Raw genomic sequence first — 11,972 nt, forward strand, 5'->3', positions numbered from 1 at the left:
TTGGTTGGCTCTTCTCACGGTAGTAATCGGTGTGTGGCTAGGCGAGGGCGCCCAGTTCCTTCTCGGAGTCCCCCTCCTCGGGGGTCAGCAGCAGGAGCTTGCGTAGCGACTCCAGACGCTCGGGGCCGCTGGGGCCCGCCTTCCCGGCGGCCACGTAGGCTTCGATTCCGCAATCGGGGGCCTGCGCTGCGTGGGTGCATCCCTTCGGGCAGTCGGCGGCACCGGGGGCCAAGTCGACGAAAGCATCGACCACGGTCTCACGCGGCACATGCGCCAGGCCGAAGGAGCGGATACCCGGGGTATCGATAATCCAGGTACCCGCAGGGACCGGGCGGCCATCGCGCTCCACGGGGCGCAGGGCCAGGGCCGAGGAGGAAGTGTGTCGGCCTCGACCGGTCACCGCGTTCACGTGGCCGGTTGCGCGATCCGAACCGGTCAGCGCGTTCACCAACGTGGACTTACCCACGCCCGAGTGGCCCAGCAGGACCGATACCTCACCCAGCAGCTCCTGCAACAGCTCCTGCACGGGAGCCGACTCGAGGCCCTGGGCACCGTCCTGGCTGGGGGCCAGGCCGTCCGAGGAGGCCGAGAGAACAATCTTGAGGCCGCTGGCGGCGTAGTAGTCCAGCAGATGCTGGGGGTAACGCACATCGGTCTTCGTGATGCACAGAATCGGTTCGATTCCGGCATCAACCGCCGCCACCACGGCGCGGTCAATGAAACCGGTACGCGGTTCGGGATTGGCCGCAGCGACCACAATGACGAGCTGCTGGGCGTTGGCCACGACCACGCGTTCCGAGGGGTCGGTGTCGTCGGCGCTTCGGCGTAGCACGGAGGTGCGTTCCCCCAGACGCACGATGCGCGCCAGGGTATCCTTCGCCCCCGAGGTATCTCCCACCACGTCCACGAAGTCGCCGGTCACAATCGGGGTGCGGCGCAGTTCCTTGGCGCGGGCGGCAATCAGGGTACGCTCGTTCTCGGTGCCCTCGTCCACGACCACGGACCAGCGGCCTCGGTCCACGGTAATCACGCGGCCGCGAATGGCCTCCTTGAAGGTGGGGCGGTCCTTGGTGCGGGGGCGGGAGCCCTTCTTGTTGGGGCGAACGTGCACATCCGATTCATCCCACTCGGAGAAGTCACGAACATTCATTCGGGAGGAACCCATTAGCGCACCTCCTCGGTGGTTTGTGCGTTCTGCGGGGCTTCTGGGGCCTCACCGGCCCACTGCGCGAGCATGCCCTCCCACATGGAGGTGAACTCGGGCATCGTCTTCGCGACGGTCCCCACGTTCTGCACGACGGTGTTGCCGCGGCGAAGGCCGACAATGGCCGCGAAGGTAGCCATTCGGTGGTCGTCGTAGGTGCGGGCCACCACGGTCTCGGCGCGGGCCTCAGCGGGGATGGGAGCCTCAATCACGAGGCCGTCCTCGGTATCGCGGGCACGGCCGCCCAGACGGTTAATTTCGGCGGCCAGGGCGGCCAGGCGGTCCGTCTCGTGGCCGCGCAGATGCGCAATGCCGTGCAGCTCGACGGGGCCGTGCGCCAGCGCGCACAGGGCGGCCATGGTCGGGGCGAGCTCGCCCCCGGCCGACAGGTCGTAGCTGAGCGGCCCCTCCGGCAGGGAACGCGGGCCGGTCACGGTCAGAGCACCGTCGCGATACTCGACGCGCGCACCCAGGGTCGGCAGAAGCTCACGCCACATATCGCCGACCTGCGTGGTACCGGCCGAGGAATCAGCCGCGGGGGCGGGCCAGTGGGGAACGCTCACAGAGGCACCCGTGGCCACGGCAGCCGCCAGGAACGGGCCGGCATTCGACAAATCGGGTTCCACGGTGACCTCGAAGCCGGGGAAAGAACCGGGGGAAACAACCCAGCGGTACTCGCCACCCTCGGCGGGGTAGTGCTCCTGCACCCGCACGCCACGTTCGCGGAGCGCCTCAACCGTCATCTGAATGTGCGGAATCGAGGGAACCGAGGAGCCCTCGTGCACGAGCACGAGCCCCTTCGGCAGGCGCGGAGCCATGAGCAGAAGCGCAGAGACGAACTGGGAAGAGGAAGAAGCGTCGATGCGCACGACGGGAGCCTCGTCCACCGGCACGGAGGCCAGGCCCGGGGTACGCAGAATGAAGGGTAGAGCATCGGGCGCTTCGGCGCAGTCCACGCGCACGCCCAGCTGGCGCAGACCCTCCAGCACGGGGCCCATGGGACGCTGGCGTGCGTGAGGGTCACCGTCAAAGGCGAACTCACCGGGTAGCAGGGCCGCCAGGGCGGGTACGAAACGCATCACGGTGCCGGCCAGACCGCAGTCAATACTGACGCGGTGAGCCTCGCGAACCCCGGAAGGCTCGGCTGACGCGGAGAAATCCAACGGGGTAACCCGCAGGTCGGGGCCGAAGGGCGAATCGGTGGGAATGAGCTCAACCCCGGCACCCAGGCGGCGTAGCGCCTCAATCATGAGGGCAGAATCGCGGGAGTGCAGAGGCGCGCGTAGGTACGAGGGAGAATCGGCCAGAGCAGCCAGGAGCAGGTATCGGTTTGTGAGCGACTTTGAACCGGGGATATGCACCGTCGCGTGACGACCGAGGGCCGAAGCGGGGGCTGGGGGAGCGGGCCAATCACCCGCGGACAGCTGCACTGATGCGTCGCTCATAAATCCTCTTCCAAATCGGCATGCTACGGAGGGTAGCCCGCACTCGGCGGAATCCGTAGACGGTCTAGGTCTATTCTACCGGGTGAAGGTTTAGCGCACCCCGCCGGAACCCCCGGATGAGACGGGCCCGCCCGGTGCTCGAGGGGAGCGCCGGGCAGGCCCTATAAGAAAAGCTGAAAAGCAGAGTGGGGAGACTCAGTGCCTAGCGGTGCACCTGCTCGCAGAAGTCTCGCACATCCTGCAGCAGACGGCTCTTGAGCTCCGCGGGAGCTTTCTGCGCGCAGGAGGAACGCATCTTCTCGCGGAGCGCCAGCTCAAAGTTCTTGACATCGGTGCACTCGGGGCAGGCGGTGAGGTGGCGCTGAATCGTGCGCACCTGTTCGCTGCTCAGCTCGCCGTCCAGGAACTCGTAGAGCTTCTTGAGGGTCGTGGAACAGGGTTCGCCGCCGCAGTCTTCAGAAGGGGCAGCAGAGGTATTCGGGGTATCAGACATCGGAGGTTCCTTTCACACGGAAGGTGTAGGGGGAAGCAAGTGGGGCAAACGTTTTTTGAGGGGGCTAAACCGATTTGGGGGAGGTTTTCGCCGCGGCCTTGGCTGCCGAGGCGGCGGCCTTCGCCTCAACCTTGGCAACCGTGGAGGGGCGCAGACCGTTCTCCCTCGCGTAGTCGAGTAGCTTTTCTCGCAGGATGCGTCGTCCTCGGTGAAGACGGGACATGACCGTACCTATCGGGATGTCCATAATCTCGGCGATGTCCTTGTAGGCGAAGCCCTCGACATCGGAGTAGTACACCACCATGCGGAAATCCTCGGGGAGGGAGCTCAGTGCCTCACGCACCTCGGTGCCCGGCAGGGAGCTCAGCGCCTCGGCCTCAGCCGAACGCAGACCCACGGCGTCGTGATCGCCGGCAGCGGCCAGCTGCCAGTCCTCGACGGTTTCACCCTGACTCTGCTGCGGTTCGCGCTGACGCTTGCGGTACAGGTTGATGTACGTATTCGTGAGGATGCGGTATAACCACGCCTTCAGGTTCGTACCCTCGGTGAACTGGTGATAGGACGCGAAGGCCTTCATATAGGTCTCCTGCACCAGATCTTCAGCGTCGGCGGGGTTGCGGCTCATGCGTAGGGCCGCGCTGTAGAGCTGGTCCACGTACTGCATGGCCTGTGCGGTAAAACGTTCACGTAGCTCGCGGGTGTCCTTGGCACTGACACTCTGAGTGTCTGCGGTCTCGGCCATGATTCCTCCTCTCTACGGGAACGCTCCATACGGTCACCGTAGAACATAACGTCTGATTTGGGGCTTTATTCCCCGCACCCGGGTGATGGGGGGGGTAAAGCAAAACCCCGGGTTCGAATAGAAGATTCGATACGCCGGGGTTTTAAAGTGTATGCAAGATACCTTATGCGTTGGGGCGCTTACCGTGGTTTGCGCCGCCCTTACGACGGTCCTTGCGCTTACGACCGCGCTTGCTCATGAGAGCCTCCTTATAGTGTTCATGGAAACACGCCCCACCTTCGCGGTGCGCGTTCCTCGTTAACTGCCCTGTGAGAGGCGGTCACCGAAAATCGGTGGTCCACGCTATAGGGGCAACGCCGTCTATTTTTTCATAGAAACGGCCTGATTGCATCTTGGAACCGAGATATGAGCGAAAAAACACGAAGTTTCTTCGCCTTCCTCTTCCAAAGGATTAGCCGTGCTCCGGGATGTTCAGCCAGTTGTACCAGCCGCGGTGCAACACGAGCCAGGCCATGAGGCCGTAACCGGACTGGCCGGGGCGACCGTCATTTGCTGCCAGGTCGTTGCGCCACTGCTCGTGGTGCAGCAGCGGGTTGAAGGTGTCCACGTACACGTGGTTACGGCGGGTCACGACATCGGCGTATGCGGCCGACAGATCGGCGATGCGGCGGTTACGCTCGGCATCCAGGGTCGGAGGGGGACCGACGACCAGAACCTTGATGTTGTTCTGCGAGGCCATGTCCACAATGTTAGCCAGGTTCAAGCGGGAGCGTGCGCTGGTCAGACCCAAATCGATGTCGAAGGTCGACGGAGCGATGACGAGGCGGTTGTCGGCGCCCGGAATAAAGCGGCGGCGGGCCTCCTCAAACCAGCGAGCGTTGAGCTGCTCGCTGCCTTCATTGGGTGCGGCCAGGTTGTACGCCGCGATGGATGCGGTGGTCTGCGGGGTGCGTGCCATGACGCGGCCGAACCAGCCGAGGGTACGGGGATCGCCAACACCGGCGAGCAGGTCATCGCCGACTGCCACAATTCGAATATTGCGTTGCTCCACGGAATTCTTTCTTCTGCAGGATGGACCCGCCGTGAGAGGCGGCGGGGCACGTGAGTAATAGTCTTTATATCTAGGATAAGCGCTTACGGGCCGGTTTTCGAACTTAATCCCCTATCCACAAGCATCCGAGACCAAAAACCCGTCGCCCCACCAGGCGTACCTGACGGGGCGACGGGTTGTGAACGGTTAGAACTTCAACCGTTTAGCCTTCGAAGACCTGCTTGAGCAGAGCCTCGTTCTCGGCGGCGTGCAGCTTACCGGTACCGGCTGCCGGGGAAGCAGCGGCCGGGCGGGAAGCCAGACGCACGCGGCGGTCGAGCAGCGGCAGCAGGTTGACCGCCATGAACGGCCACTGGCCCTGGTTGGCCGGCTCGTCCTGAGCCCACACAAGGTCGGTTGCGTTGGAGTACAGGGCAAGCTGTTCCTTGATCTCCCTCTCGGGCAGCGGGTACAGCTGCTCCACCGAGACAATCGCGGTCTTGGTGTCGCCGCGGCGCTCGCGCTCGGCCTCCAGATCGTAGTAGAGACGACCGGACACGAAGACCAAGCGCTCCACCTGAGCCGGGTTAATGCCCGAACGGTCGCCAATCACCGGCTGGAACGAGCCCTCGGTGAAGTCCTCAACCGAGGATGCGGCGGCCTTCAGACGCAGCAACTGCTTGGGGCTGATAACCACCAGCGGCTTGTACGGACGGTGCTGAGCGTGGCGGCGCAGCAGGTGGAAGTGCGAAGCCGGGGTCGAGGGGACCGCAACGGTCATGTTGTTCTCGGCGCACAGCTGCAGGTAACGCTCGATGCGTGCCGAAGAGTGGTCAGGACCCTGGCCCTCGTAGCCGTGAGGCAGCAGCATAACCAGCGAGGAGCGCTGGCCCCACTTCTGCTCGGAGGAGGAGACGAACTCGTCGATGATGGTCTGGGCACCGTTGGCGAAGTCACCGAACTGAGCCTCCCACACGACCATCGAGTCGGGGCGCTCCACCGAGTAGCCGTACTCAAAGCCGAGCACGCCGTACTCCGAGAGGAAGGAGTTGTAGATACGGAACTTACCCTGGTTCTCGGAGAGATGCTGCAGCGGCGACCATTCTTCGTCGGTCAGGTGGTCGTGCAGGACCGCGTGACGCTGAACGAAGGTACCGCGCTGAACATCCTGACCGCTCATGCGAACGTCGGTGCCCTCCAGCAGCAGCGAACCGAAGGCGAGCAGTTCGCCCATACCCCAGTTCACGTTACCGCTACGGCCCATCTCAACGCGCTGGTCCATGAGCTTCTTCAGCTTCTTGTGGACGGTGAAGCCCTCGGGAGCCTTACCGAAGGCATTGGCAATGCGCTGGAGAGTCTCCAGGGAGATTGCGGTCTTGCCGGCGTGAACCACCTCGGTGTTCTGCTGAGCAGCCGGCAGTTCCAGACCGGAAACATGTGGAGCGGTCGGAGCCGGTGCCGAGGACTGGGTCTCGACGAAGATAGCGTCCAGCTTCGAGTGGTAGGAATCCAGAACCTCGTCTGCCTCCTCCTGGGAGACATCGCCACGACCGACCAGATCCTGTGCGTACAGGGTGCGGGTCGAAGGCAGAGCGTCGATGTCCTGGTACATCTTCGGCTGGGTCATCGACGGGTCGTCGGCCTCGTTGTGACCGCGGCGGCGGTAGCAAATCAGATCGATGACCACGTCGCGGCCGAAGCGCTCGCGGTACTCGAAGGCCAGGCGTGCGGCGCGGACCACGGCATCCGGGTCATCAGCGTTGACGTGGAAGACCGGAGCCTTAGTCATACGCGCAATGTCGGTGGGGTGGGTTGCGCTACGGCCGTCGTTGGGCAGGGTGGTGAAACCGATCTGGTTGTTCACCACAACGTGCACGGTGCCGCCGGTGGTGTAAGCCTTCAGGTCTGCCATCTGCAGGGTCTCCATGACGATGCCCTGGCCGGCAAACGCTGCGTCACCGTGAATCAGAATGGGCAGAACCGGGTGGCCCTCAACGCCCTGCTCGCGGTAGACGTCCTGCTTAGCGCGGACAATACCCTCGAGCACGGTGTTAGCGGCTTCGAGGTGCGAGGGGTTAGCGGCCACATACACCTGGGTCTGCTTGCCGGAATCGGAGGTGAAGACGCCCTCGGTGCCGAGGTGGTACTTCACGTCACCCGAACCGCCCTCGTAGGGAGCTGCGGTTCCGGAGAACTCACGGAAGATCTGAGCGTAGGACTTGCCCGCGATGTTGGTCAGCACGTTCAGGCGACCGCGGTGTGCCATACCGATGGCAACGCCCTTCAGATCCTTGTTGGCTGCCTTGTCAAGAACGGCATCCAGCAGCGGAATCAGGGATTCGCCACCCTCGAGGGAGAATCGCTTCTGACCCAGGTACTTGGTCTGCAGGAAGTGCTCGAATGCCTCGGCCTCAACCAGCTTCGAGAGCACGCGCAGCTGCTCTTCGCGGTTGGGCTTGGTCGCACCGTGCTCCAGACGCTCCTGGAACCATGCGCGCACCTCGGGGTCTTCGGAGTACATGTACTCGACCGCGAGGGAACCCGAGTATGCCTCGTGCAGACGCTCCAGGATGGTGCGCAACGGCAGACGCTCGGCGCCGCCGAAGCCACCGGTCGGGTAGACGCGGTCCAGATCCCACAGGGTCAGGCCGTAGCGCTCCAGCTTCAGGTCCGGATGCGAACGCATCTTGTAGCCGACGGGGTTGGTTGCCGCGGTCAGGTGGCCGTGCACGCGGTACGCGTGAATCAGCTGCTGAATACGGGCGACCTTCGAAATCTCGTGCTCGTCGTCGATGTGGTTGTCGCGGGCCCAGCGCACCGGCTCGAACGGGATGCGCAGGTCGCGGAAGATAGCGTCGTAGAAGTCATCGCCGCCGAGCAGGTAGTGCTCGACCAGCTTCAGGAACTCACCGGAACCGGCGCCCTGAATCACGCGGTGATCGTAGGTGCTGGTCAGGGTGATAATCTTCGACAGGCCCTGCTGAGTAATCAGCTTCTCGGACAGACCGCGGAACTCAGCCGGGTACTCGAGAGCACCCACACCAATAATGGCGGCCTGGCCCTTCGACAGGCGGGGCACCGAGTGAACGGTACCGATACCGCCGGGGTTGGTCAGCGACACGGTGGTGCCGCGGAAATCCTCGATGGTCAGCGCGCCGTTACGGCCGCGCTTGACGATGTCGTTGTAAGCGTCCCAGAACTCGCGGAAGCTCAGCTGCTCGGCACCCTTAATGTTCGGAACCACCAGGTTACGCGAACCATCGGGGCGGGGGATATCAATTGCCAGACCGAAGTTCACGTGAGCGTTGTGGACGGCAACGGGCTTGCCCTTCTCATCCACGTTGTAGGTCACGTTCATGGAGGGCATAGCCGCAACGGCGCGGATGACCGCGTAACCAATAATGTGGGTGAAGGAAACCTTGCCGCCGCGGGTGCTGGCCAGGTACTTGTTGATGGCGCTACGGTTCTCAATCAGAAGCTTAGCGGGGACCGCGCGAACAGTCGTAGCGGTGGGGACGGTCAACGACTCTTCCATGGTCGTGACGACTGCCTTAGCAGGGCCACGCAGGGGGACAATCTTGTCTTCAGCAGGTTCCACGGTATTAGCTTTCGGAGTAGCAGGTGCGGGGGAGGGGGTAGCAGGCGCTTTCGTAGGCTTCGATGCCACGGGAGCGGTGGGGGCTGCAGGAGCCGCCGGAGCGGCGGCGGGAGTTGCGGGAGCAGCCGGTGCGGCTGCGGCAGGGCTCGGAGTACTCGCGGTACCGGCGCCTCCCAGCGCCTTATCGATGGTCTCAAAAATGGGCCACCATGAAGGGTCCACGAGGTTCTTGTCCTTCTGGTAACGCTCGTACTGTTCTTCAACGAACCATTCGTTACCGGCAAATTCCTCAGGCACCAGATGTTCTGGCAGATTTGGCACGTTAAACGCCTCTTCCAATTAGTGTGAATTTATCCGTCGCGTCCGGGACTCACCCCGGCATAGACGACCCGCGTCTTCGAGGGGCGAATCATCACGCTGAGCATGTGCGCATCGCCTGCGGTAGAGGCCGTATGTGCGGGGTGTGCACCGTACAAACCTGCCTAGCGTGCCGTGAACTCCGGAGTTCATCCGCTTGCTTGGCGGCACACTCATGCTCCTATGTATAAGTGTAGAGAGAATCACCGTGAAGTTTCCACCTGAGAACAGTATGTAGACAATGCAATTTTTCACTCAACACGGTTCAAATAAGCTAAGGGCCGCCATAAAGCCCCTCACGAGGCCTTCCGCCCAGAACGGAACCGACCCGGAGCAACGAGGCGGCCCGGAACCTTCGCTAGAATATGGGGTATGGATGACCCTTCGAGTACGAACGTACACACAGACCAGCGCGGAGTACCCGCACTATTCCGCGACCCGACCGCTACTCTACCCGTGCTCGGCGCATCGCTCCGAACCGAGGTGGTGACCGAGTGGATCTGATTCTTCTGCTGATCGGGCTATTGCTCATTCTTGGAACCGGATTCTTTGTGGCCGTCGAGTTCTCTCTCGTGGCCCTCGAAGCCGCCACCGTGCAGCAGGCCAAAGACTCCGGCGACAAGGCCGCAGACGCCGTCCTGCGCTGCCTCAAGACCCTATCCACGCAGCTCTCCAGCTGCCAGATCGGCATCACTATCACCACCCTGCTTACCGGTTACACCCTCGACGCCGCCATCAAGGCGCTCACCACGGACGCCATCGGTAGCCTGGGCCTGCCAAGCGGATTAATCGACGTTCTTACCCTCGTCCTCGCGATGCTCATCGCGACCCTGCTGTCCATGGTGATGGGCGAACTGCTGCCCAAGGGGCTCGCCATCGCGGACCCCTACAACGTGGCCCGCCGCCTTGCCCCCTTCCAGCTGAACTTCACCCGCATTATTTCGCCGCTCGTGCGCATCATGAACGGCTCCGCAAACTGGATTCTGGGCCGCTTCGGCATGGAAGCCAAAGAAGAACTCTCCGCCGCCCGCACCCCCGACGAACTCTCCTCGATGGTGCGCCGCTCCGCTAAGGAAGGTACCCTCGACTCAGCCGTAGCCCGCTTCCTGGACCGCACCCTGCGCTTCTCCGAGCTGACCGCCTCCGAGGTCATGACCCCGCGAGGCCAGGTCTCCATGCTCGAAGACACCGCACCCGTCAGCGATATCATCGAGCTGGCACGCTCCACCGGCCACTCCCGATTCCCGCTCTACAAGGGCGACCACGACAACATTGTGGGTGTTGTGCACGTCAAGAAGGCCGTGGGCGTTCCCCCCGAAGTGCGCGGCACCCTCGAGGCCGGCGCGCTCGCCGAAGACGTTCTGCAGGTCCCCGAGACCCTGCACCTGGACGCGCTGCTCACCCAGCTGCGCCAGGGAGCCCTGCAGCTTGCCGTGGTCCTCGACGAGTACGGCGGAACCGCGGGTATCGCAACGCTCGAAGACCTCGTTGAAGAAATCGTCGGCGAAGTCTCCGACGAACACGACCGCGGACGCACCGAGCGCCCCCTGCGCTACGGCAACGGCGACTGGATCTTCTCCGGCCTGCGCCGCCCCGACGAAATCAACGCCCTTATTCCCGGACTCGAGGTTGAGGAAAGCCCCGAGTACGAGACGGTCGGCGGCTTTATGATGGATCGACTCGGCCGCATCCCCGAAATCGGCGACACCGTCCCGGCCACCGGGGGCACCCTGCGCGTTGACGCCCTCGAAGGCCGGCGCGTTGACCGCATCCGATTCACCCCCGACTCTAAAGAAAACTCGGCTCACGAGGACACCGCACCGAAGAAGGGAGTACGCGCATGAACGACTGGGTAGCCATCGCACTGCTGATCCTGCTGCTTGCCGGAAACGCCTTCTTCGTCTCCGGTGAGTTCTCCATCATGTCCACCCGACGTGCACAGGTCGAGCCCCTCGCGGAGGAAGGCAACAAACGGGCGCAGACCGTCATCTACGCCCTTGAACACGTCTCGCTCATGCTCGCCACCTGCCAGCTGGGCATCACCATCTGCTCGCTGCTCATCCTGAATGTCTCGGAGCCTGCGCTACACCACCTGCTGGAGATGCCCATGCACCTGGTTGGCCTGCCTACCGCGGTCGTCGACGTGCTGGCCTTCGGCATCACCCTCATCCTGGTGACCTACCTGCACGTCATCTTCGGCGAAATGGTGCCCAAGAACGCAACCGTCACCCTCGCCGCCCGAGGCCTGGCCCTCTGGGTTGTGCCGCCGCTGGTGCGTGTCTCCAAGGTCTTCGCACCCATCGTGGCTCTGCTCAATAACCTCTCCAACAGCCTGCTGCACCTCATGAAGGTCGAAGCTAAGGACGAGGTTGCCTCGACCTTCACCCTGGGCGAGCTGCAGACCATCGTGGCCACCTCGACCGCCGAAGGTACCGTGGAGGATGACGCCGGCGTGATCGAGGGCGCCCTCGAGTTCACCGAGAAGGAAATCTCCGACATCATGGTGACCGGTGACAAGCTCGTCACCCTGCCCTTCGGCAGCACCCCCGCAGAGCTGGAGCACGCCGTGGCCCGCAGCGGTTACTCTCGCTTCGTCATCACCGACAGCGACGGAACCTACATGGGATACCTGCACGTGAAGGACGCGCTCGCCGTCTCCCCGGAGCGATTCAACGAGCCCTTCCCCTGGTATAAGTTGCGCTCTCTGGATACGCTCTCGCCGACCACGGATATCGACGATGCGTTGACCTCGATGCAACGCACCCGAACCCACATCGCACAGGTCATGGACAGTCACGGCCGCACCCTGGGTGTGGTCTTCCTGGAGGACGTGCTCGAGGAGCTCGTCGGCGAAATCAACGACACCACGCAGGACGAGGTGCGCGAACGTATTCGCCGTCAGCGTGCCCGTGCTGCGGGTCGGGACGCCGACTAAGGCGACGTCCGGCCCCTCGGCTCGGCTACTCGAGGCTCCTACCCTCCGGTGACCGTCTGCGGCAGAAACGATGCCCCGTGCTTCAGCGCCCGCTGCCCTGAAGCACGGGGCATTTGCGTACCCGAACCGTCGATAAGGCATGCTTCCAAAGGACATCGAACGCGGGTA

The 11,972-nt window shown here is 63.4% G+C and carries 9 protein-coding genes; 2 read left to right on the forward strand and 7 right to left on the reverse strand.

Annotated features, from left to right (window positions below; translation table 11 throughout):
• Nucleotides 1-37: 37 nt before the first annotated feature.
• The 7 genes from rsgA to HMPREF2630_RS05840 form a co-directional block, all read right to left on the reverse strand.
• Nucleotides 38-1,165, reverse strand: a complete 1,128-nt coding sequence (gene rsgA, locus HMPREF2630_RS05815; protein WP_049344028.1) for a ribosome small subunit-dependent GTPase A — start codon at nt 1,163-1,165, stop codon at nt 38-40.
• Nucleotides 1,165-2,649: a 3-phosphoshikimate 1-carboxyvinyltransferase gene (gene aroA, locus HMPREF2630_RS05820; protein WP_070483844.1), complete on the reverse strand. Its 1,485-nt coding sequence runs from the start codon at nt 2,647-2,649 to the stop codon at nt 1,165-1,167. The genes rsgA and aroA overlap by 1 nt, the downstream gene beginning before the upstream one ends.
• 202 nt (nt 2,650-2,851) lie before the next feature.
• Nucleotides 2,852-3,142, reverse strand: coding sequence for a mycothiol system anti-sigma-R factor (gene rsrA / locus HMPREF2630_RS05825; protein ID WP_049344032.1), 291 nt, complete (start codon nt 3,140-3,142; stop codon nt 2,852-2,854).
• A gap of 64 nt (nt 3,143-3,206) precedes the next feature.
• A complete protein-coding gene (locus HMPREF2630_RS05830) occupies nt 3,207-3,884 on the reverse strand; it encodes a sigma-70 family RNA polymerase sigma factor (protein ID WP_049333287.1) in 678 nt (225 codons plus the stop codon).
• A 163-nt stretch (nt 3,885-4,047) separates the two neighbouring features.
• Nucleotides 4,048-4,122, reverse strand: a complete 75-nt coding sequence (locus tag HMPREF2630_RS09470; RefSeq protein WP_095343185.1) for a 50S ribosomal protein bL37 — start codon at nt 4,120-4,122, stop codon at nt 4,048-4,050.
• A 213-nt stretch (nt 4,123-4,335) separates the two neighbouring features.
• On the reverse strand, nt 4,336-4,935 hold the full coding sequence (locus HMPREF2630_RS05835; protein WP_049333285.1) for a GDSL-type esterase/lipase family protein: 600 nt from the start codon (nt 4,933-4,935) through the stop codon (nt 4,336-4,338).
• Nucleotides 4,936-5,137: 202 nt separating this feature from the next.
• A complete protein-coding gene (locus HMPREF2630_RS05840; RefSeq protein ID WP_049344034.1) occupies nt 5,138-8,833 on the reverse strand; it encodes a multifunctional oxoglutarate decarboxylase/oxoglutarate dehydrogenase thiamine pyrophosphate-binding subunit/dihydrolipoyllysine-residue succinyltransferase subunit in 3,696 nt (1,231 codons plus the stop codon).
• A 530-nt stretch (nt 8,834-9,363) separates the two neighbouring features.
• Between HMPREF2630_RS05840 and HMPREF2630_RS05845 the strand changes: the two genes are divergently transcribed.
• Nucleotides 9,364-10,713: a hemolysin family protein gene (locus HMPREF2630_RS05845; RefSeq protein ID WP_070483846.1), complete on the forward strand. Its 1,350-nt coding sequence runs from the start codon at nt 9,364-9,366 to the stop codon at nt 10,711-10,713.
• A complete protein-coding gene (locus HMPREF2630_RS05850; RefSeq protein WP_070483848.1) occupies nt 10,710-11,804 on the forward strand; it encodes a hemolysin family protein in 1,095 nt (364 codons plus the stop codon). The genes HMPREF2630_RS05845 and HMPREF2630_RS05850 overlap by 4 nt, the downstream gene beginning before the upstream one ends.
• Nucleotides 11,805-11,972: the final 168 nt, after the last annotated feature.

The sequence above is a fragment of the Rothia sp. HMSC072B03 genome (assembly GCF_001809565.1).
Taxonomy (GTDB): Bacteria; Actinomycetota; Actinomycetes; order Actinomycetales; family Micrococcaceae; genus Rothia; species Rothia mucilaginosa_A.

Bases quoted from the DNA above. Each gene is read 5' to 3' on its own strand.
- rsgA (WP_049344028.1), bottom strand. From the start codon at position 1,165: ATGGGTTCCTCCCGAATGAATGTTCGTGACTTCTCCGAGTGGGATGAA.
- aroA (WP_070483844.1), bottom strand. From the start codon at position 2,649: ATGAGCGACGCATCAGTGCAGCTGTCCGCGGGTGATTGGCCCGCTCCC.
- rsrA (WP_049344032.1), bottom strand. From the start codon at position 3,142: ATGTCTGATACCCCGAATACCTCTGCTGCCCCTTCTGAAGACTGCGGC.
- HMPREF2630_RS05830 (WP_049333287.1), bottom strand. From the start codon at position 3,884: ATGGCCGAGACCGCAGACACTCAGAGTGTCAGTGCCAAGGACACCCGC.
- HMPREF2630_RS05850 (WP_070483848.1), top strand. From the start codon at position 10,710: ATGAACGACTGGGTAGCCATCGCACTGCTGATCCTGCTGCTTGCCGGA.